General features: G+C 71.5%; 17 protein-coding genes. 15 read left to right on the top strand and 2 right to left on the bottom strand.

The genetic code is table 11. The annotated features are described in order from the left end of the window. The first annotated feature begins 172 nt into the window (after window positions 1–172). From KZ820_RS19505 to KZ820_RS19455, 11 genes are all read left to right on the top strand, one after another. Window positions 173–991, top strand: a complete 819-nt coding sequence (locus KZ820_RS19505) for an ABC transporter permease (protein ID WP_219750519.1) — start codon at window positions 173–175, stop codon at window positions 989–991. After that, the gene (locus KZ820_RS19500; protein WP_219750518.1) at window positions 988–1,779 is read left to right on the top strand and encodes an ABC transporter ATP-binding protein; all 792 of its coding nucleotides are present in this window, start codon (window positions 988–990) and stop codon (window positions 1,777–1,779) included. The genes KZ820_RS19505 and KZ820_RS19500 overlap by 4 nt, the downstream gene beginning before the upstream one ends. Then, window positions 1,776–2,585 carry an urea amidolyase associated protein UAAP1 gene (locus tag KZ820_RS19495; RefSeq protein WP_219750517.1) on the top strand — a complete coding sequence of 270 codons (810 nt, stop codon included), beginning with the start codon at window positions 1,776–1,778 and terminating at the stop codon, window positions 2,583–2,585. Before KZ820_RS19500 ends, KZ820_RS19495 begins: the two co-directional genes overlap by 4 nt. A gap of 10 nt (window positions 2,586–2,595) precedes the next feature. Beyond that, window positions 2,596–3,222, top strand: a complete 627-nt coding sequence (locus tag KZ820_RS19490) for an urea amidolyase associated protein UAAP2 (RefSeq protein WP_219750516.1) — start codon at window positions 2,596–2,598, stop codon at window positions 3,220–3,222. After that, window positions 3,222–6,833 (top strand): urea carboxylase, encoded by a 3,612-nt coding sequence (gene uca / locus KZ820_RS19485; RefSeq protein ID WP_258048365.1) that lies wholly within the window; start codon window positions 3,222–3,224, stop codon window positions 6,831–6,833. The genes KZ820_RS19490 and uca overlap by 1 nt, the downstream gene beginning before the upstream one ends. Then, on the top strand, window positions 6,830–8,614 hold the full coding sequence (gene atzF, locus KZ820_RS19480; protein WP_219750515.1) for an allophanate hydrolase: 1,785 nt from the start codon (window positions 6,830–6,832) through the stop codon (window positions 8,612–8,614). Before uca ends, atzF begins: the two co-directional genes overlap by 4 nt. After that, window positions 8,611–10,083 (top strand): ATP-binding response regulator, encoded by a 1,473-nt coding sequence (locus tag KZ820_RS19475; protein ID WP_308462289.1) that lies wholly within the window; start codon window positions 8,611–8,613, stop codon window positions 10,081–10,083. Before atzF ends, KZ820_RS19475 begins: the two co-directional genes overlap by 4 nt. Continuing rightward, the gene (locus tag KZ820_RS19470; protein WP_219750514.1) at window positions 10,070–10,999 is read left to right on the top strand and encodes a response regulator transcription factor; all 930 of its coding nucleotides are present in this window, start codon (window positions 10,070–10,072) and stop codon (window positions 10,997–10,999) included. The genes KZ820_RS19475 and KZ820_RS19470 overlap by 14 nt, the downstream gene beginning before the upstream one ends. A 7-nt stretch (window positions 11,000–11,006) precedes the next feature. Continuing rightward, window positions 11,007–12,584, top strand: a complete 1,578-nt coding sequence (locus KZ820_RS19465) for a tetratricopeptide repeat-containing sulfotransferase family protein (protein ID WP_219750513.1) — start codon at window positions 11,007–11,009, stop codon at window positions 12,582–12,584. A 91-nt stretch (window positions 12,585–12,675) separates the two neighbouring features. Further along, window positions 12,676–13,569 (top strand): sterol desaturase family protein, encoded by an 894-nt coding sequence (locus KZ820_RS19460; protein WP_219750512.1) that lies wholly within the window; start codon window positions 12,676–12,678, stop codon window positions 13,567–13,569. Window positions 13,570–13,598: 29 nt separating this feature from the next. Next, window positions 13,599–14,507 carry a Vgb family protein gene (locus KZ820_RS19455; RefSeq protein WP_219750533.1) on the top strand — a complete coding sequence of 303 codons (909 nt, stop codon included), beginning with the start codon at window positions 13,599–13,601 and terminating at the stop codon, window positions 14,505–14,507. A gap of 141 nt (window positions 14,508–14,648) precedes the next feature. Here KZ820_RS19455 and KZ820_RS19450 read toward each other — a convergent pair whose 3' ends face one another. Then, window positions 14,649–14,981 carry a UrcA family protein gene (locus KZ820_RS19450; protein WP_219750511.1) on the bottom strand — a complete coding sequence of 111 codons (333 nt, stop codon included), beginning with the start codon at window positions 14,979–14,981 and terminating at the stop codon, window positions 14,649–14,651. Window positions 14,982–15,094: 113 nt separating this feature from the next. Next, the gene (locus KZ820_RS19445) at window positions 15,095–15,484 is read right to left on the bottom strand and encodes a hypothetical protein (protein WP_219750510.1); all 390 of its coding nucleotides are present in this window, start codon (window positions 15,482–15,484) and stop codon (window positions 15,095–15,097) included. A 212-nt stretch (window positions 15,485–15,696) separates the two neighbouring features. On the opposite strand from KZ820_RS19445, the gene KZ820_RS19440 reads away from it, so the two are divergent. The 4 genes from KZ820_RS19440 (at window position 15,697) to KZ820_RS19425 (ending at window position 22,074) form a co-directional block, all read left to right on the top strand. Then, window positions 15,697–18,144 (top strand): TonB-dependent receptor, encoded by a 2,448-nt coding sequence (locus tag KZ820_RS19440; protein WP_219750509.1) that lies wholly within the window; start codon window positions 15,697–15,699, stop codon window positions 18,142–18,144. Window positions 18,145–18,209: 65 nt separating this feature from the next. Then, window positions 18,210–18,527, top strand: a complete 318-nt coding sequence (locus KZ820_RS19435) for a 2Fe-2S iron-sulfur cluster-binding protein (protein ID WP_219750508.1) — start codon at window positions 18,210–18,212, stop codon at window positions 18,525–18,527. 25 nt (window positions 18,528–18,552) lie between these two features. Then, window positions 18,553–19,812, top strand: coding sequence for an NAD(P)/FAD-dependent oxidoreductase (locus tag KZ820_RS19430; protein ID WP_219750507.1), 1,260 nt, complete (start codon window positions 18,553–18,555; stop codon window positions 19,810–19,812). 429 nt (window positions 19,813–20,241) lie between these two features. Then, entirely contained in the window at window positions 20,242–22,074 is a 1,833-nt protein-coding gene (locus KZ820_RS19425; protein ID WP_219750506.1) for a glycoside hydrolase family 9 protein, read from the top strand. Window positions 22,075–22,078 lie beyond the last annotated feature (4 nt).

The following is a 22,078-nucleotide window of genomic DNA, read 5'->3' as shown; positions in this document are numbered from 1 at the left end:
GCGCAGGCAGACGATCGAGCGACGGACGCCGGGCCAGAAGGTCGCGGCGGTCGAGGAACCATGCCCGCGCGTCACGCGCGCGCCACACCGGGAACGAGATGAGCGTAGGACGCGACCTTAGTGACAGATCGGCTGGTGGGCGGCAGACCGTCGCGTCCGAGGCGGGCCGCGCGTGACCCGTCTGGTCGACCTGCGCCCGCGCCGCGGCGCGCGCCTGCTGCTCGGGGCGGTGCCGATCGTGGCGCTGCTGCTTGTCTATCTGGTCGCCTCGCAGGCGCGCCACGCCGCCAACCCCGCGGACAAGCTGCTGCCCACCTTCTCCGCGATGGCGCAGGCGATCCACGGCTTCAGCACCGACCGCGACCCCGCTAGCGACCGCATCGTCATCGTCGCCGACACGCTGGCGAGCTTGTACCGGCTCGGCCTCGGGCTCGCCATCGCCACCGGCAGCGCATTGGTGCTGGGGCTGCTGCTCGGCGTCGTGCCGCTCGCGCGCGCGCTGCTCGGCCCGGTGATCGCGATCGTCGCGGTGATCCCGCCGGTGGCGGTGCTGCCGATCCTGTTCATCGTGCTGGGGCTGGACGAGGCGTCCAAGATCGCGCTGATCGCGATCGGCGTCGCCCCCTTCATGACGCGCGACCTCACCGGCTTCGTCACCGGGCTGCCGGCCGAGCAGATCGCCAAGGCGCAGACGCTCGGCGCCAACAGCTGGCAGCTCGCGCTGCGCGTGGCGCTGCCGCAGCTGATGCCGCGGCTGATCGAGGCGCTGCGGCTGTCGCTGGGGCCGGCCTGGGTGTTCCTGATCGCGGCCGAGGCGGTCGCCGCCGACGTCGGGCTCGGCTACCGCATCTTCCTGGTTCGCCGCTACTTCGCGATGGACATCATCCTCCCCTATGTCGCCTGGATCTCGCTGCTCGCGATCGCCGCCGACGCTTTGCTGCTGCTCGCGAGCCGCCGTGCCTTCCCCTGGGCGCACGGGGGTGGCCGGTGAGCGCGCTGGTCGAGCTCCGCGACGTCTGGGTCGAGTACGGCGACAAGATCGTGCTCGAGCGCGTCTCGCTCCAGCTCGCCGAGGGCGGCTTCGTCGCGGTGGTCGGTCCCTCCGGCGCGGGCAAGAGCACGTTCCTCCGTCTGATCCTCGGCCAGGAGGCGCCGACGCGCGGGAAGGTGCTGCTCGGTGGCACCCCGATGCGCGCCGAGTGCGGGCCAGACCGCGGTGTGGTGTTCCAGCGCTATTCGGTGTTCCCGCACCTCACCGCGCTGCAGAACGTGCTGTTCGGGATCGAGTGCGCCGGCGCGCCGCTGATCGCGCGGCTGTTCGGGGCACGTCGCCGAGAAGCGCGCGACACTGCCGCCGCGATGCTCGCCGCGGTCGGGCTCGAGCACAGCCTGCACGTCTATCCCGCGCAGATGTCGGGCGGCATGCAGCAGCGGCTGGCGATCGCGCAGGCGCTGGTGAAGCACCCGCGCGTGCTGCTGCTCGACGAGCCGTTCGGCGCGCTCGATCCCGGCATCCGGCTCGACATGCACGCGCTGATCACGCGGCTGTGGCAGGAGCATGGGCTGACCATCCTGATGGTCACGCACGACATCGGCGAGGCGTTCAAGCTCGGCACGCGCGTGCTCGCCTTCGACAAGCGCCGCCACGACCCGCACGCGCCGCACCGCTACGGCGCCACCGTCACCTACGACCTGTCGCTCGACCGCAAGACCCTGCCGCCGCCGGCGCTGGTCGAGGCGCTCGGCGGCACCGACCTTCCGCAGAGAGACCTCGCATGACGACCAGCACCGCCGATCCCGCCGGCGCCCGTGACCACGCCCGCGCCATGGCGGGCACCCGCGTCGAGGCGATGCCCACGCTCCCCGCCGCCGCCGCCGACGCACCCGAGGGCGTGGTGTGGGAGGAGACGATCGCCCCGGGCGGCTATGCGGCGCGGCGGCTGGCGCGCGGCACAAGGCTGCGGCTGGTCGACGTCGCGGGCGACGCCTGCGCCGCGATGCTGCTGTTCAACGCGGACATGCCGACCGAGCGGCTCAACGTCGCCGACACGCTCAAGGTACAGTGGAACGGCTATCTCGGCGCCGGCCGCCTGCTGCTCTCCGACCTGGGGCGGGTGATGATGACGATCCTGGAGGACGGGGCGGGCACGCACGACGCCTTCTGCGGCGCCTCCACCGCGGCGTCGAACGCGCGGCGTTATGGCGACGGCGCCAACTACGGCCCGCACCCCAGCGCGCGCGACCGCTTCATGCTCGCGGTTGCCAAGCATGGGCTGGGGCGCAAGGACGTCCACCCCTGCGTCACCTGGTTCAAGGGCGTCCGCGTCGCGGAAGACGGCACCACCGAGCCGCAGGTAGGCCCCTTCGCGCCCGGGCGGACGCTGCTGCTGCGCGCCGAGATGGAGCTGATCGTCGTGCTCGCCAACTGCCCGCACGTGCTCGACCCGCGCGCCGACTATACCGTCACGCCGCTGCGCGCGACCGCGTGGCGCGGCGCGCCCGCTGCCGCGGACGATCCGATGCGCCTCGCCACGCCCGAGGGCGAGCGCGCCTTTCTCAACACCGACGACCTCTACGCGCGCTGAAGGGAGCGACATGAGCCTTGACCTTCCCCGCCCCGGCACGCTCCGCCACGACGAGGTGGTGCCCGCGCGCGCGCCGTGGATGCACCGCGTCGACGCCGGCGAGACGCTGCGCATCATCGATCTCGAGGGCAACCAGGCGGTCGACTTCCTGATGTACGCCGCGGACGACGACGCCGAGCGCTACAGCGCGCAGGACACGATCGCCGCGCAGCGCAACATCTTCCTGCGCGAGGGCGCGGTGCTGCTGTCCAACGAGGGGCGCGCGATGATGACGATCACCGCCACCAGCGTCGCCTATCACGACACGATCGGCGGCGCCTGCTCGTGCGAGTCGAACTTGCTGCGCTACGGCCACCACACCAAGGCCCAGCACAGCTGCGTCGACAATTTCCTCGACGCCAACACTCGCGCCGGCCGCGGCAAGCGCGACATGGTGTCGAACATCAACTTCTTCATGAACGTGCCGGTCGAGGCCGACGGGACGCTGGGGATCGTCGACGGCATCTCCGCGCCGGGGCTCACGGTGGAGCTGCGCGCCGAGATGGACGTGATCGTCGTCGTCTCCAACTGCCCGCAGATCAACAATCCCTGCAACGGCTTCAATCCCACGCCGGTGCGCATGCAGGTGATCGGCTGATGTTCGCCAAGGTCCTGATCGCCAACCGCGGCGCGATCGCCTGCCGCATCATCCGCACGCTCAAGCAGATGGGTGTCGGCTCGGTCGCGGTGTTCAGCGACGCCGACGCCGGCTCGGCGCATGTCGCGCAGGCCGACGAGGCGGTCCGCATCGGCCCCGCCCCCGCGGCCGAGAGCTACCTCGACGTGGCGGCGATCCTCGCCGCGGCGGAGGCGACCGGCGCCGAGGCGATCCATCCCGGCTACGGCTTCCTCTCGGAGAACACCGCCTTCGCCGAGGCGTGCGCCGCGCGCGGGATCGTCTTCATCGGCCCGACCTCCGACAATATCCGCGCCTTCGGGCTCAAGCACACCGCGCGCGCCCTCGCCGCCGCGCAGGGCGTCCCGCTCGCCCCCGGCACAGACCTGCTGCGCGACGAGGCCGCCGCGCTCGCCGCGGCGGAGCGGATCGGTTACCCGGTGATCCTCAAGGCGACCGCGGGCGGTGGCGGGATCGGCATGAAGGTGTGCGCCGACGCCGCCGACGTGCGCGACGGCTTCGCCACCGTGGCGCGGCTCGGCGCGGGCAATTTCGGCGACGGCGGCGTCTTCCTCGAACGCTATGTCGCGCGCGCGCGCCACATCGAGGTGCAGGTGTTCGGCGACGGCGCGGGCCATGTCGTCGCGCTCGGCGAGCGCGACTGCTCGCTCCAGCGCCGCAACCAGAAGGTGGTGGAGGAGACCCCCGCCCCATTGCTCCCGCCCGCGACGCGGCAGGCGCTGATCGACGCCGCGGTGCGCCTCACCGCCGCCGCGTCGTACCGCTCGGCCGGCACGGTCGAGTTCCTCTACGACGCCGAGCGCGACGACTTCTTCTTCCTCGAGGTCAATACCCGGCTCCAGGTCGAGCACGGCGTCACCGAGCAGGTCACCGGGGTCGACTTGGTCGAGTGGATGGTGCGCGGCGCGGCGGGCGACTTCGGCTTCCTCGATGGCTTCGTCGCGGCGCCGCGGGGCGCCTCGATCCAGGTCCGCCTCTACGCCGAGGATCCCGCGCAGGATTATCGCCCGAGCTCGGGCCGGCTCGTCGGCGTCACCTTCCCGGAGGGGCCACGCGTCGACACCTGGGTCGCGGCGGGGACCGAGGTGTCCGCCTGGTACGACCCGATGCTTGCCAAGCTGATCGTCACCGCGCCGACGCGCGTCGCCGCGGTCGCGGCGATCCGGGACGCGCTCGACCGCACCAGCATCGCGGGGATCGAGACCAACCTCGACTGGCTGCGCACGGTGGTGCGCTCCGATGTCTTCACCAGCGGCGCGGTGTCGACGCGCGCGCTCGCCGACATCGCCTACGCGCCGCGCACGATCCGCGTGCTGGCGGGGGGCGCCTCGACCACGGTGCAGGACTATCCCGGCCGGCTCCACCTGTGGCACGTCGGGGTGCCTCCCTCAGGGCCGATGGACCCGCTCGCCCTCCGGCTCGGCAACCGGCTGGTCGGCAACGCCGAGGACGCCGCCGGGCTGGAGATGACCGCGGCCGGGCCGACGCTGTTGTTCAACGCGCCGGCGCGCATCTGCCTGACCGGCGCCGACTTCGGGGCGGCGCTCGATGACGTGCCGCTCGGCTGCTACGTGCCCGTCGACGTCGCCGCGGGCCAGACGCTGAAGATCGGCCGGGTCACCGGTGCGGGGATGCGCGGCTATATCCTGGTCGCGGGCGGGCTAGACGTGCCGCTGTATCTCGGTAGTCGCAGCGCCTTCACCTTGGGCGAGTTCGGCGGCCACGCCGGACGCGCAGTGACGACGGGCGACACACTCCACCTGTCGCGCATCCCGGCCCAGCTGCCCGACGCGGGCGCGCTCGCCCCCGCCGACCGCCCCGCGATCACGCGCGACTGGACGCTGCGCGTGCTCTACGGCCCGCACGGCGCGCCCGACTTCTTCACCGCCGGCGACATCGCGATGCTGCGCGAGACGGCGTGGAAGGTGCATTACAACTCCAACCGCACCGGCGTCCGCCTGCTCGGCCCCAAGCCCGAATGGGCGCGCACCGACGGCGGCGAGGCCGGGCTCCACCCGTCGAACATCCACGACAACGCCTATGCGATCGGCGCGGTGGACTTCACTGGCGACATGCCGATCATCCTCGGCCCGGACGGACCGTCGCTCGGCGGGTTCGTCTGCCCGTTCGTCGTCGCGCAGGCGGACCTGTGGAAGGTCGGCCAGCTCGCCCCCGGCGACAGCGTCCGCTTCGCGCCGATCGACGAGGCAAGCGCCGCCGCCGCCGAGCGCGCGCAGGACGCTCTGGTCGCCACGCTTGCCGGCGCGGCAAAGGAGCCGGTGCCGCGCGAAGACGCGCTCGGCTCGCCGGTGCTGCACCGGATCGCGGCGGAGGGCGTGCGTCCGGCGGTGACCTATCGCCAGCAGGGCGACCGCAACATGCTGGTCGAATACGGCCCGATCACGCTCGACCTCGAGCTGCGCCTGCGCGTCCACGCGCTGATGCTCGAGGTCGAGCGTGTCGGCCTGCCGGGCATCATCGACGTGACGCCGGGGATCCGCTCGCTCCAGCTCCACTATGACAGCCGGCAGCTGTCGCAGGCGGCGCTGCTCGACGCGCTGGTCGCCGCCGAGGAGCGGCTGGGCGGGCTCGACGATTTCGAGATCCCCTCGCGCGTGGTCCACCTGCCGCTGTCGTGGCAGGACCCGGCGATCTACCAGACAATCGACAAATACATGGAATCGGTGCGCGACGACGCGCCCTGGTGCCCCGACAACATCGAGTTCATTCGCCGCGTCAACGGGCTGAACAGTATCGACGAGGTCAAGCGGATCGTCTTCGACGCCGACTATCTCGTCATGGGGCTGGGCGACGTCTATCTCGGCGCGCCGGTGGCGACCCCGATCGATCCGCGCCACCGCCTCGTCACCACCAAATACAATCCGGCGCGGACCTGGACCCCGCCCAACGTGGTCGGCATCGGCGGCGCGTACATGTGCATCTACGGCATGGAGGGGCCGGGCGGCTACCAGCTGTTCGGCCGCACCATCCAGGTGTGGAACGCGTGGCGGCAGACCGACGCCTTCCGCGACGGCAAGCCCTGGCTGCTGCGCTTCTTCGACCGCGTCCGCTTCTTCCCGGTCAGCCACGACGAGCTGACCGAGTGGCGGCGCGACTTCCCGCTCGGCCGGCGCGCGATCCGGATCGAGGAGGAGGTGTTCCGCCTCGCCGACTATCGCGCCTTCCTCGCCGAGAACGCCGACACGATCGACGCCTTTCAGGCGCGGCGCCAGACCGCCTTCGACGCGGAGCGCGCTGCCTGGGAGCGCGACGGCGAGTTCGACCGCGTCGCCGCGCTGACCGAGGAGGCGGGCTCCGCCGCGAGCGACGCCGAGATCGTGCTGCCCGACGGCTGCGAGATGGTAGAGGCGCCGTTCGGCGGCAGCCTGTGGAAGCTGCTCGTCGCCGACGGCGCGCGCGTGAGCGCGGGCGACACGATCGCGATCATCGAGGCAATGAAGATGGAATCGGCGGTGATCAGCCCGGTCAGCGGGGTCGTGCGCGGCATCTACGTGCAGGAGAAACAGGCGCTCTCGCCCGGCCGCGCGATGCTGGCGGTGGAGGTGGCATGAGCGCGCCGCCTTTCCACGTCGCCCCGCTCGCCGCGGCGGTCAACGCGCGCGAGACCAGCGCGGTCGCGGTCGCGCACGAGGCGCTGGCGCGGATCGTCGCCTATGCCGAGGTGCAGCCCGCGGTCTGGATCACGCGGCTCGACGAGGAGGCGGTGCTGCGCGCCGCCGCCGCGGTCGACGCGCGCGTGGCGGCGGGCGAGACTCTGCCGCTCGCGGGCGTGCCCTTCGCGATCAAGGACAACATCGATCTCGCCGGGGCGCCGACCACCGCGGCCTGCCCCGAATTCGCCTATACGCCCGCGGTATCGGCCGAGGTGGTCGAGCGCCTGATCGCCGCGGGCGCGGTGCCGCTGGGCAAGACCAACCTCGACCAGTTCGCCACCGGGCTCAATGGCACGCGCAGCCCCTATGGCGCGCCCGCCTGCGTGTTCAACCGCGCCTATGTCAGCGGCGGGTCGAGCTCGGGCTCGGCGGTGGCGGTCGCGGCGGGGCTGGTCGCCTTCGCGCTTGGCACCGACACCGCCGGGTCGGGCCGCGTTCCCGCCGCCTTCAACGGGTTGATCGGTCTCAAGCCGACCAAGGGGCGGTGGAGCACGGCGGGGCTGGTGCCCGCCTGCCGCACGCTCGACTGTATCACTGTGCTCACCCACACGGTCGAAGACGCACGGATCGTCGACGCGGTGGTCGCCGGGTTCGACCCGGCCGACCCCTATTCGCGCCGCGGTGGCGAGCGCGCGCTCGCGCCGCGCCGCATCGGCGTGCCGCGGCCCGACCAGCGACTATTCCTCGGCGACGCCGCGTCGGAGCGCTTGTACGAGCGCGCGCTGGCGACGCTCGCCGCGCGGGGCGCCGAGCTGGTCGAGCTCGACGTGACGCCGCTGCGCGAGGCGGCGATGCTGCTCTACGGCGGCCCGTGGGTGGCGGAGCGGGTCGCCGCGGCGCGACCGCTGCTCGACGAGCGCCCCGAGGCGTTCGACCCGACCGTCCGGGCGATCCTGGAAGATGGGCGCGACACCAGCGGCGTGGACGTGTTCCGCGGCCAGTACCGCCTCGCCGAGCTGCAGCGCGCCGCGGAGGAGATGTGGCGGCGTGTCGACCTGCTCGCGCTGCCGACCGCGCCGACGATCTACCGCATCGCCGAGATGCGCGCCGCGCCGATCGCGCTCAACAGCAACCTCGGGCTCTACACCAATTTCGTGAACCTGCTCGACATGGCCGCGCTGGCCGTGCCGGCGGGCTGGCGCGACAACGACACCGGCTTCGGCGTCACGCTGATCGCGCCCGCGTGGAGCGACGCGGCCCTGCTCGACGCCGGGCAGGCCTATCTCGACGACGCCGCGCTGCCCCCTCCCCCTCCACTCCACATCGAGGATCGCATGGACACCGTGAAGCTCGCCGTCGTCGGCGCCCATCTCGAGGGCATGCCGCTGCACTGGCAACTCACCTCGCGCGACGCGCGGCTGGTCGCGGCCACCACCACCGCGCCCAGCTACCGCCTGTACGCGATCGCGAACAGCACCCCGCCCAAGCCGGCGCTGATCCATGCCGCCGGCGGCGCCGCGATCGCGGTCGAGGTGTACGAGCTCGACGTCGCCGCCTTCGGCAGCTTCGTGGTGGAGGTGCCCGCGCCGCTCGCGATCGGCTCGGTGACGCTGGCGGACGGGTCGGTCGTGAAAGGCTTCGTCGCCGAGCCGCGCGCGATAGAGGGCGCGCGCGACATCACCGCGCTGGGCGGCTGGCGCGCGTACATCGATGGCCTCTCCCGCCCGGCCGGGGCGTGACCGCCGCGGCCGACCCCATCGACGGCGCGCCGCTCGGCGCCGAGCCCGCCGCGCACGCGCGCGCGCTGGCCGAGCTGCGCCGCGCGCGGGAGTCGGCCGAGGCGGCCAACGAGGCCAAGACGCGCTACCTCGTCGCGGTCAGCCACGAGATCCGCTCCCCGCTCAACGTCATCTACGGCTATGCCCAGTTGCTCGAGCGCGACCATAATCTCTCGGGCGCGGAGGCGGGTTCGATCATCCGCCGCTCGGCCGAGCATGTCACCAACCTGGTCGAGGGCCTGCTCGAGATCTCGCGGATCGAGAGCGGCGTGCTGACGATCCGGCAGGACCTCGTCGATCTGCGCGCTTTGCTCCAGCACGTCGTCGACATGTTCCGCATGCAGGCGAGCGCCAAGGGACTGACGCTGACGCTCGAGGTGCGCGACCGGCTGCCCGATCAGGTCAAGGCTGACGAGAAGAGGCTGCGCCAGATCCTCATCAACCTCGTTTCCAACGCGATCAAATACACGCCCGCGGGTCACGTCACGCTCGCGGTCCGCTACCGCAGCGAGGTCGCCGACATCGAGGTGATCGACACCGGCATCGGCATCGCGCCCGAGGACCTGGATCGCATTTTCGAGCCGTTCGACCGCGGCAGCCTCGCGGCGGCGCAGCGCCAACCCGGCATCGGGCTCGGCCTCGCCATCACGCGCGTGCTCGCCCGCGTGCTCGGGGGCGACGTGGCGGTGACCAGCACGCCGGGGGTCGGCAGCGCGTTCCGCTTCCGTGCCATGCTGCCCTCGCTCGCCACGCCGGCGCGGAGCCGCGGCGCGCGCGGGCGGATCATCGGCTACGAGGGACCACGTCGCACCGTGCTGGTGATCGACGACGACCCGTCGCAGCGTCATATCCTGCGTGCGCTGCTCGGGGGGCTCGACTTCGTGGTCCACGTCGCCGCGGACGGTGCCGAGGGCATCGCGCTCGCCGCCGACGTCACACCCGACATCGTCCTGCTCGACATCCAGATGCCGGGGCTCAACGGCTGGCAGGTCGCCGAGCGGCTGCGCTCGGCGCACGGCGCGGTGCTGCGCATCGTGATGGTCTCGGCCGACGCGCACGCCTTCCGCGTCGGCGGCGACGGGCGCAGCAGCCACGACGCCTTCGTCACCAAGCCGGTCGAGCTGGACACGCTCGTCGCCGTGATCGGCGCGCAGCTCCGCCTGCGCTGGGAGGAGGCCGCGCCGACCGCGCCGATCGCTCCGCCGGACGCCCCCGCGCCCGAGAACGGCCTCCCGCCCGAGGCAGCGCCGCTGCTCGCGCGCGTGCGCGAACTCGCCGAGGTCGGCCATGTGCGCGGCGTCGAGCGCGCGATCGACGATTTCGCCGGCGCGATCCCCGCCGCCGACGCGCTCGCTGCGGTGCTGCGACGGCAGCTCGGCGACTTCGACCTGCGCGCGCTGCTCGGCACGATCGACGATGCGACGCGCTGACCCCGCCGACGCCCCGCGACCTGTCGTCCTGGTGGTGGACGACACGCCCGAGGCGCTGCGCTTCCTGACCAGCACGCTCGAGGACGCGGGCATGACGGTGCTGATCGCGATCGACGGGCGCGCCGCGCTCGATCTGCTGAAGCGCGTCACCCCCGACCTGATCCTGATGGACGCGGTGATGCCGCAGCTCGACGGATTCGAGACGACGCGGCAGATCAAGGCCAACCCCGCCTTCCAGCACCTCCCCATCATCTTCATGACCGGCCTGACCGAGACCGAGCATGTCGTGCGCGCGCTCGACGCCGGCGGGATCGACTTCGTCAGCAAGCCGATCGAGCTCGACGAGCTGCTCGCGCGCATCCGCGTCCATCTCGCCACCGCGCGGGTGGCGCACGGCAGCCAGCTCGCGCTCGACACCAGCGGGCGGCCGGCGCTTGCGGTCGATCGCGCGGGCGAGCCGCAGTGGCTGACCCCCGTGGCGGGCGCGATGCTCGAGCGGCTGTTCCCCGGCTGGTCGGCGGCGTCGGGCACCCTGCCCGCGCCCTTCGCCGCCGCGCTGCGCCAGCTCCAAGCGAGCGCGCCCGCGCCGGGCGCGCGCGTCACCGTGTCCGTCGGCGAGCGCACGCTGGAGGCCGGGCTGCTGCGCTGCACGCCGGCGGCACAATGGGTGTTCCGACTCTCGGAGCGGCACGAGGGCGAGGAGAAGACGATCCTCGCCGCGCAGCACGGCCTGACCTCGCGCGAGGCCGAGGTGCTGCTGTGGATCAGCCGCGGCAAGCCGAACCGCGAGGTCAGCGAGATCCTACAGATCAGCCCGCGCACCGTGAACAAGCATCTCGAGCAGATCTTCGAGAAGATGGGGGTGGAGAATCGCGCGTCGGCCACCGCGATCGCAGTCACCACGCTGACACGGTAGGTCGACGATGGCCCGCCCGCCCGACGCTACGGCCAGCGCGATCCGCGGCGCCCTCGCGCGCGGCGAGATCACGGCGGCGCTCGCCGCGGCCGACCGTTGGCGCCACGCCGCTCCCGCGGTGGCCGAGCCCTTCTTCCTCGCCGGCCTGGCGACCGCGATGCTGGGCAAGGTGAGCGGCGGTATCGCGCTGATCGAGCAGGCGGTCGCGCGCGGGGGGCGCGGCGAATACCAGGCCCAGCTCGCGCGGCTATACACGCTGGTGCGGCGAGACGGTGACGCCGCGCGCGCGCTGGCGGCGGCCGAGGCCGCGCCGCCGCGCGACGCGCTGGGGCGTGACACGATGGGCTGCGTCTACGCGCGGCTCGGCGATCATGCCGCCTCGCTGCCGCACTTCGCCGCGGCGGTCCGGCTCGAGCCGGCGAACGCCGCCTTCCGCTACAATCTCGCCGCCGCGCTGAGCTTCGTCGGGCGGCAGGCGGAGGCCGAGGACGCACTGGAGGCACTGATCGCGCGCGCGCCGGGGGATGCGCGCGCCCATCACCTGCTCGCCGGACTGCGGCGGCAGACCCCCGAGCGCCACCACATCGACCGCCTCACCGCCGCGCACGCCGCCGCCACCGCGCCGCGCGACCGGCTGCTGCTCGGCTACGCGCTGGCCAAGGAGCTGGACGACCTCGCCGACCCGCACGCCGCCTTCGCGATGCTGGCGCAGGCCAACGCCGAGCACCGCGCCACCTTGCCCTATCGCTTCGCCGACGATGAAGCGGTCTTCGATGCGATCGAGGCGTGCTGGGCGGCTTTCGCTGCGCGAGCGACATCCGACCCGCCGGGCGTGGCGCCGATGTTCGTCGTCGGCATGCCGCGCACCGGCACCACTTTGGTCGACCGCATCCTGTCCTCGCACCCCGACGTGGAGAGCGCCGGGGAGCTGCAGGCACTGCCGCTCGCGATCAAGGCCGCCGCCGGCACGCGCGGCCGGCGGGTGCTCGACCCCGATACGATCCGCGCCGCGTCGCACGCCGACGCCGGCGCGATCGGTCGCGACTATCTCGCCCGCTCCGCGCCGCACGTGCCGGGCCGCCGACCCCGGTTCGTCGACAAATTTCCCGGCAACTTCCTCTACCTCGGTCCGATCGCGCGGGCGCTGCCGGGAGCGGCGATCGTGTGCCTGCGCCGCGACCCGCTCGACACCGTGCTCGCCAACTTCCGCAACCTGTTCGCGATCGGCTCGCGCTACTACGACTATAGCTACGACCTGCTCGACACCGCCGCTTACTACCATCGCTTCGACCGGCTGATGGCGATCTGGCGCGCCGCACTGCCGGGGCGCGTGCTCGAGCTCGGCTATGAGGCGCTGGTCGACGATCAGGCGGGACAGACGCGCCGGCTGCTGGACCATTGCGGGCTGAGCTGGTCCGACGCCTGCCTCGACTTTCAGGCGAACGCCGCGCCAGTGGCCACACCCAGCGCCGCGCAGGTGCGCCGACCGTTGTACCGCGATGCGGTCGGGCGCTGGCGCCGCCACGCCGAGGCGCTGGAACCGGCGCGCGCCTTCCTCCGCCGGCAGGGCATCCCGGTCGACTGACGCGACGGCTACGTCATTCGCCCACCTGCGATCCGCGCGGCGCTTGTTCTAGCCTACCAGGCATGACGCTGATGCGCTCGGGCAGGTGACGATGAAGCAGGCGATGATGAGCTACGTGCAGCCGGTGATGGTCGCGGCCGTGCTGCTGTTCTGGGCACTCGCGCCGGCGGCGTGGACGGGCAGCGCCTGGTCGATCGTGATCGCGACGCTCTCGACCACAGCGGCGATCCAGGCGCTGGAATGGGTGAACGAACGACACGCCAGCTGGCGACTCACCTGGCGCGAGTTCCTCACCGACGTCTTCTACGTGACGCTGAGCTACACGGTGATCGCCTGGGCGTCGAAGACGCTCGCCGACGAGCCGCTGACCGCGCTGAAGCACGGGCTCGGGATCACGACGCTCTGGGCAATGCATCTGCCGTTCGTGGCGCAGGTGGCGCTGGCGGTGTTCCTGGTCGAGTTCGGGCAATATTGGATGCACCGCCTGATGCACAACCAGGCGTTCTTCTGGTCGACCCATGCGCCGCACCACCACCTCACCCAGCTCAATGCGATGAAGGGCGCGGTCGGCAACCCGATCGAGCTGTTCCTGATCAGCCTCAGCGTGCTGGCGCTGTTCGATCTGCCGCAGCCGGCGATGTTCTGCGCGCTCAACGTGCTGGCGGTGGTCTCCACCTTCGCGCATGCCAACACGCGGTTCGACCCGCCGCGCTGGTACGCCTTCGTCTTTACAACGATCCGCCATCACAGCCTGCACCACTCGACCGGCTATGCGGAGACGCGGTGCAATTACGGCAACTCGCTGATCCTGCTGGATCGGATCTTCGGCACCTTCGGCGAGGGCGAGGCCGAGGTCGTCGGTCAGGGCGAGCGTCGGCGACTCTCGATCGGCGAGCAGTTCCTCTTCCCCGCGCGCCCGCTGATCGCGCGCTACCAGGCAACCGACGACCGGCGCGAGCGCGACGGCGCGGAGGCCGCCGCTTGACCTCGCGAGCGGCGGCGCACGCGGCGACGATGGGATTGTTCACGCTGCTGGCGGGCGCGGCGCCGGCCCGGACGACGACGCCGCGCGAGCAGGTGATCCAGGTCCCCGGCTTCGCGGACTTCCTCGCGGTCGACGGCGATTCGGTGTGGGCCACCAACAAAGGCCGCGTCGAGCGCTGGTCACGTCGCGGCAAGCTCGCCGAGGTGGCGATGGCGCGGCCGTGCGGCGCGATGACGGTCGCCTACGGGTCGCTCTGGGTGGCGGACTGCACCGCGCTCAACCTCCATCGGATCGACCTGCGCACCGCCCGGATCACCGCGACCATCCCCACGGGGATCGCCAACCCCAAGGGCGAGCTCAACGTCGTCGCGGGCGCGGGCTCGATCTGGTTGGCGAGCGACGCCGCGGGGGCGGTCGCACGGATCGATCCCGCCACCGATCGCGTGACCGCGTCGATCGCGGTCGATCCCGGCACCTTCTACCTGTCCTTCGGCATGGGCGCGCTGTGGGCGGTCAGCGCCGCGGGGCAGAGCCTGCAGAAGATCGATCCCGCCAGCAACACCGTCGTCCACCGCACCGCCCTGGGGCGCGAGCCCGGCTTCCTGGTCGCGGGCGAGGGCGCGGTGTGGGTGCAGGAGCAGGGCGACGGCACGGTCGCGCGCGTCGATCCGGCGAGCGGCGACGTGACGGGGCGGGTCAAGGTCGACGCGACGCTCGCCTATGGCGACATCGACGCGGGCGGCGGCAAGGTCTGGCTGCGCACCACCGCCGGGCAGACCTTCGTCGTCATCGATCCCGCCTCGCTCGCGATCACCGCGCGCGTCGGCGCGGCGGCGGGCAGCGGCGCGCTACGCTACACGCGCGCCGGGTTGTGGACCAGCGCGCACGACGCGCACACGCTGTCTTGGTGGAAGAAGCCCCTCCGCATGGGGGAGTGACGCGCTTGAGCGTCGCGCCTCTGCGGACACGGGGGTGCGGCGCCGCCGTGCCGGCATCGGTCGCTTGGGCTCCGGCGTTCGCCGGAGCACGTTCGACGCGGCCGCGGGAGCGATCGTGGAACGACCGCCCCGCGCCGCGGGTCAGCGCATCGCTAGCTGCGTCGCGCCGCCCGACTCGCGCGCCGCGCTCGCAGCCGCGGCGACGCGGCTGCGCATGTCGCTGAGCACGTCGGCGCGGCACTCCCGCGCCTGCGCGGCGAGCGCGAGATGGACGCTGCTCATCCCCTGCCCGCAGACGGTGTCGGCGACCCGGTCCATGCGGATGGCGAGACGCTGCTGCCCCTCGACGCTGGTGAGATCGATGCCGCGCAGGTTGAGCACGCTGCTCTCGGCCGAGAGCGGGTCCGCGCCGGGCGCGGCGAGCGCGGACGTGGCCATCAGGAATGCGGCACATGCGGCCAGACCGATCTTCATCCTCATCTCCTGCATCGCTGCCCATCGCTCTCCGGCGATTGGGTCGCATTCATGTAGGATCGCACCCGCGCGGGCACAAGCGAGGGGCGGAGAAGGTAGCGTCCCGCGCGGGGTCAGCGCGCGCTGACGATCAGCGACGCCAGTTGCACGCGCGCGCCGAGCGCGCCGGGCGGCAACGGCACCGCCAGCGTGCGCTCCGCCCCGCTCGCACGATCGACCAGCACGACCGGCACGGCATAGCCGCGGGTGAGCCGCCAGCCCCGCGCCACGGCGAGCGGCACCGTCGCCTGCCAGGAGCGCTCCCCGACGACGGGCAGGACGCGTCCGTCCACGCGGAGCTCCGTCGCCGCACCGTCGCGCCGGCCCGAGAGTCGCAGGCAGGTCGCCTCGCCGCAATGGACCAGCCGCGCGCTGGCCGCGCGCTCCGCTGCCGCCGGCGGCGCCGACAGTCCGGCCGAGAGGACGGCGCAGCCGGTCAGCGCGAGGGAGACGGATCGGACCATATGATCGGCATAGCCCGCGGCCCGACGCGTCCGACATGCGCCGTTTGACGTACGCGCGAGCGTCGGCGGGAGCGCTTACGTCAAACACCCCATATCGATTTGCCGCCGCTGCCAACAATCTCGCACCGCAGCGATCGGGCCCGCGCGAGGCGCCGACGCCGGCCGGCAGTCGCGGAGGGGCGGCTCGTTCAACGTATCGATTGGGGGCTTTGATGGCAGGACGTTTCTCCCGCGCAGGGTTGCTGTGCGCGACCGCGCTGATGGGCGTCGCCGGGGGACCGGCGCTGGCGCAGGAGGCCGCGACCGGCGTCGCCCCGGCGGCCACCGAACCCGGCGACACCGCCGCGGCATCGGTCGACGGCAATGAGATCGTCGTCACCGGCAGCCGGCGGCGCACGACGTTGCAGGATGCGCCGATCAACATCAGCGCGGTCTCGGCCGAGACGATCGCGTCGCAGCGGCTCGACGACATCCGCTCGCTCGCCTCGTTCACGCCCGGCGTCACCGTCGCGGACACCGGCCCGGGCTCGACCGGCGCGATCATCCTGCGCGGCATCTCCTCGGGGGACACCAGCGTCGGCGGCGCCGACAGCGGCAATGCGGTAGGAGTCTACCTCGGCGAGGTGCCGCTCTACCTCGACTTCAAGCTGATCGACATCAACCGTGTCGAGGTGCTCCAAGGCCCGCAGGGCACGCTCTACGGGCTCGGCACGCTCGCCGGCGCGGTGCGCTATCTGCCCAACCGGCCCGAGACCGATCGCTTCAGCCTCGACGTCCATGGCCGCGGTTACGCGCAGTCCTATTCGGATGATTTCGGCGCGGTCGGCGACATCGCGCTCAACGTGCCGATCGTGCGCGATCACGTCGCCTTCCGCACCGCGACCGGCTATTACGCCAATGCCGGCTTCATCGATTACAACTATCTGCTGCAACAGCCCGGCGTCTCCGACCCGCAGCCCGGCCGCGCCACCGAGACCTCGACCGGCTCGCTCGACACGGGCAATTACGGCGCCAACTTCAAGCGCAAGGAGGATGTGAACTATGAGCACACCTTCACCACGCGCAACCAATTGCTGCTGGAGTATAATCCCGACCTTAAGGCATATCTGACCTACGCGCACCAGAACACCAGGACCGGCGGGCGTCAGGCGAATGGCGCGGGCGTGCTCGGCACCGGCCGCTACGAGGGACCATGGCGCTACCTCGAGCCGGTCGAGCGCGACGCCGACCTGTTCGCGGCAGAGTTCGACATCAAGATCGGCGGGGTCGCGCAGCTGGTCAGCACCACGGCCTACACCAAGCAGCACATCACCTCGGTGGACGACAACACCGACCTGCTGCTCGATCTCGACTATGGCTACGAGGCTTTTCCGCAGTTCTCATCCTACGCGGACAACGAGCAGCATTATAAGCAGTTCAACCAGGAGGTCCGGCTCGTCTCGACACATGGTGGCCCGTTCAACTGGGTCATCGGCGGCTTCTACAACCGACTGAAATTCGACAGCAATCGGCAGGAGTACACCCCCGGTTTCGCCGAATATTTCGACATCCCGCGACCGGACAACCTGGAATATATCTCGCAGGTCAACAGCAAGACGGTGGAGAAGGCGGCATACGGCGAGGGCACGCTTCACCTCACCGAGGCATGGCAGGTGACCGGGGGGCTGCGCTATTTCAAATATGACGCCGAGGTCAGCGGCGGATCCGACCTGCCGCTGCTGAGCGGCGGACTGGCCCGCATGCCCTATCCCTCGTTCACGATCGACCCGAGCCGGATCCGCACCGGCGACACCTCCAAGGACGGCCTCGTGTGGAAGGCCAACACGTCCTACAAGTTCGGCGAGGGGCTGCTCGCCTATTTCACCTATTCGACCGGCTATCGCGTCGGCGGGGTCAATCGCGTCGTCCCGTGCCTCCAGCCGCTGCCCGCCGGGCAGAACCTCTGCGCGCTGCCGAACGAACTGGTCTACGGGCCCGACCGCACCCGCAACAAGGAGATCGGCCTTCGCGCCAGCCTCTTCGACCGGCGCCTCCAGCTCACCGTCGATGGCTATGAGATCAACTGGAGCGGGGTCCAGGTGCCGAGCCAGACCGTCAACGGCGCGATCGGCATCACGGTGAACGGCGCCGACGCGGTCTCGCGCGGCTTCGACGTGCAGGCCACATTGCGCCCTCTCCCCGAGCTGACCGTGATCGGCACCTATTCCTACGTCGACGCGCACCTCACCCAGGACGTCACCGGGCTCGTGGTCAGCCAGGGGGTCCGCTACGACGCCTTCGAGGGGGACCGCCTGCCGGGCTCGGCCAAGAACTCGGGCAGCGCGCAGGTCATCTACAGCCACCCGCTCGACCAGGACCGCAGGATCGAGGCGATCTGGGCGACGGTCTATCGCGGCGACATCTACTCGCGCGTCGGGCTGCGCGGCAACGGCGAGGCGATCCCGGGCTATGTCACCCACAGCGCCTCGCTCAACTATGTCAGCAAGCAGTTCGAGGTCGGCCTCTTCGCCGACAATCTCACCAACAAATATGCGGTGACCGCGATCAGCAACGACATCTCGTCGTTCAACCAGGTCCGCACCGACGTGGTGGAGCGCTATTACGCGCGCGGCGTGCTGACCCCGCGCCGGGTCGGGATCGACTTCCGCTTCCATTACTGATCGCCTGCCGTCCGGCCGCCGAGCGCGGCGGCCGGTCACTCCCTCACTCCCAGCTGGAACTACTTATGGCCTCTCTGATCGTGACCACCCGCGACGGCGCAACCCGCCCACTCCCCGCCGACGCCGGCCTGTCGGTGATGGAGGTGATCCGCGACAATGGTATCGACGAGCTGCTGGCGGCGTGCGGTGGCTCGCTCTCCTGCGGGACCTGTCACGTCATCGTCGATCCGGCGCAGGCGCTCGCCCTGCCGCCGCCCAGCGAGGCCGAGCGCGAGCTGCTCGACGGGCTCGACCAGGTCGCGCCGACGTCGCGGCTGGGCTGCCAGATCGCCTTCGACGGGCGGCTCGACGGCCTGCGCGTGACGATCGCCCCCGGATCGTGAGCGCGCGGCGGTGAGCGGGGCGACGGTGAGCGACTATGATGTCGTGATCGTGGGCGCGGGCCAGGCCGGCGCCCAGACCGCGATCGCGCTGCGCCAGCTCCGCTACCAGGGCACGGTCGCGCTGATCGGGGACGAGGCCGAGCTGCCCTATGAGCGACCGCCGCTGACCAAGGCGTACCTCGCCGGCGAGAAGAGCTTCGAGCGCCTGCTGATCCGGCCGGCCGCCTTCTGGCAGGAGAAGGCGGTCGATCTCCGTCCCGGCTGCCGGATCGACGCGGTGGACCCCGCGGCGCGGCGCGTCACCGCGGCGGACGGCACCAGCATTGGCTACCGCCGTCTCGTCTGGGCGACCGGCGGGGCGGCGCGCCGGCTCGATTGCCCGGGTGCCGCGCTCGCGGGGGTGCATTCGATGCGCTCGCGCGCCGACGCCGATCGGCTGGCGAGCGAGCTTCCTACGGCGCGCCAGGTCGTCGTGATCGGGGGCGGCTACATCGGCCTGGAGGCGGCGGCGGTGCTGGTCGGCGCCGGCAAGGCGGTGACGCTGATCGAGGCGCAGCAGCACGTCCTCGCGCGCATGTCGGGGACGATGCTGGCGCGCTTCCTCGAGGCCGAGCATCGAGCGCGGGGGGTGACGCTGCGGCTCGGCACCGCGGTGCACGGCATCGAGGGTCGGGACGGCACCGCGTGCGGCGTGCGCCTCGCCTCGGGCGAGCTGGTGCCCGCGGACCTGGTGATCGTCGGGGTCGGCATCGTACCGGCGGTGGCACCGCTCCTCGCCGCCGGCGCGCGCGGCAGCGACGGCGTGGAGGTCGACGCCGTGTGCCGGACCAGCCTGCCCGACGTCTACGCCATCGGTGATTGCGCCACGCACGCCAACGCCTTCGCCGACGGTGCGCGGATCCGCTTGGAGTCGGTGCAGAACGCCAACGATATGGCGGGCACGGTCGCGCGCTCGATCGCCGGGGTCGCGCACCCTTATTACGCGGTGCCGTGGTTCTGGTCGAACCAATATGATCTGCGGCTACAGACGGTGGGGCTCGCCGCGGGACACGATCTCGCCGTCTTGCGCGGAGCGATCGACGCTCGCTCCTTCTCGGTGATTTACCTTCGCAACGGCCGGGTCGTCGCGCTCGACTGCGTCAACGCCACCAAGGACTATATACAGGGACGCAAGCTGATCGAATCAGGGGCCGATGTACGAACCGACCTGATCGCCGACTCGACCGTCGCCCTGACGACGTGCCTTCAAAGCGAATGCCGTCCTCCGATGCGCTCGCGCATCTGAATGAAGAACGCGGGGCAAAGCTGCTTTTTGTATCGCCATCGCGATACTTTTCAGGATCACGATCAGGTTCGGCAGCGGCGCCGCCTCGGCCCCCACAGACCGACCTCATCGATCCGCTCGGTGGGACCATCACCGTGCTACTTCGCGAACGCCTCTGAGGATACAACCTCCGATCATCGAGTGACGACCCAATTACCGGTCGTCAGGGAAGCCTCGGAAAACACTCCAGCTCCGCCCGCGCGTTCATGTCGTTATCTCAAGCTTGCACAAACGGGAGCATCACTGCTCCGGCTGAAAGGGATCGCACCTGCCGTTCCAATGAAGCGATCGCGCCGTCGAACGAAGAAGAAGCTCGTGATCTGCAAGTAGCGCTCCGGTGCTCGATCCGTCACCATTCCCCTTTCCCGCGCGCGCTAATAGAGTGAGGGCATGAACCTTCGCCCCCTCGTCCCGATCGCGTTGGTCGCCGCTTCCTCGATTGGTGCGGCCTCGCCACCAGCCGCGATCCACCTCAACCAGCTCGGCTTCCTGCCCGATACCGCCAAGCGCGCGATCGTTGCGGCCGCGTCGACGACGCCGCTTCGCTGGACCGCGCGCGACGCTCGCGGCGGCGTCGCAGCGACTGGTCACACTCTGCTCATCGGCGACGACGCCGCGTCGGGCGATCACGTCCACCTCGTCGATCTCGCGCGCCTCACCGAGCCGGGCACCTATCGGCTGTCGGTCGCGGGACAGACCAGCCGGCCGTTCGTCGTCCGCGCCGACCTCTACGCGCCGCTCGCCGCGGCCGCGCTCCACTATTTCTACCACACGCGCGCGGGCATCGCGATCGAGCCGCGCTTCGCCGGCGATCCGCGCTGGGCACGCCCCGCCGGCCACGCCAAGGAGGTCGCACCGTGCTTCTCCGGCGCGGACGAGCGCGGCATGCGCTGGGCCGGGTGCGACTATCGCCTCGACGTCACCGGCGGCTGGTACGACGCGGGCGACCACGGCAAATATGTCGTGAACGGCGGCATCGCGTTGTGGACGTTGCAGGACCTGTACGAGCGCGAGGCGCGCACTGGCCGCTTCCCCTTCGCCGACGGCCGCGGCAACCTGCCCGAGAGCGGCAACGGCGTCGACGACCTGCTCGACGAGGCGCGCTGGGAGATGCGCTTCCTGCTGGCGATGCAGATCCCCGACGGCGCGCGCGCGACCGTGCCGGTCGGCGCCCTCGTCGGCGGGGGCGCGCCCGCCTTCCGCACGATCGACGCGGGCGGCATGGCACATCAGAAGGTCGCCGATCGCCGCTGGACCGCGCTGCCGACCCGCCCCGCCGACGACCGTGAGGACCGGCTGCTCTACCCGCCGACCACCGCGGCGACGCTCAACCTGGCGGCGACGGCGGCACAGTGCGCGCGCATCTGGCGCACCATCGATCCCGGCTTCAGCGCGACCTGCCTCACCGCCGCGCGCCGCGCCTATGCCGCCGCGCGGCGCCAGCCGCAGGTCTTCGCCACCAACAGCTTCACCGGCAGCGGCGGCTACGGCGACGACGACGTGAGCGACGAATTCTACTGGGCCGCGGCCGAACTGTACGCCACCACGCGCGAGCCGGCGTTCGCCGCGGCGCTGCGGGACTCGCCGTGGCACGCCGCGCCGGTGCGCGCGCCCGACTGGGGGCATGTCGCCGCGCTCGGCACGATCACGCTCGCCACCGCCGCGGGCGTGCCGGCGAGCGCGGCGACGCCCGCGCGCGCCGGGCTGATCGCCGCGGCCGACGGTTTCCTCGCCGAGAAAGCGCGCAGCGGCTATCGCATCCCTTATGCCACGCTCGATTATTCCTGGGGGTCGAACGCGGTGATCCTCAACCGCGCGATGATCCTCGGCGTGGCGCAGCGGCTCACCGGGGCGACGCGCTATCGCGACGGTATGGTCGACGCGATGGACTATGTGCTCGGCCGCAACCCGCTCGACCAGAGCTATGTCTCGGGTTTCGGCGCGCGACCGCTGACCAACCCGCACCACCGCTTCTGGGCGCACCAGCTCGACGCCACGCTGCCCGGCCCGCCGCCCGGCGTGGTCTCCGGCGGCCCCAACTCGACCGCGATGGTGGACCCGATCGCGGCCAAGATGAAGGGCAGCTGCGCGCCGCAGCGCTGCTGGACCGACGATATCCGCGCCTATGCGCTCAACGAGGTGGCGATCAACTGGAACGCGCCGCTGCTCTGGGTCGCTTCAGCGCTGGACGAACCGCGCGCGCGCGTTCCGCGCCGCCGCTGACGAA

The sequence above is a fragment of the Sphingomonas citri genome (assembly GCF_019429485.1).
Lineage (GTDB): Bacteria > Pseudomonadota > Alphaproteobacteria > Sphingomonadales > Sphingomonadaceae > Sphingomonas > Sphingomonas citri.
The sequence above is the reverse complement of the archived record's forward strand: the minus strand, read 5'-3'. Positions and strand labels throughout refer to the sequence as shown.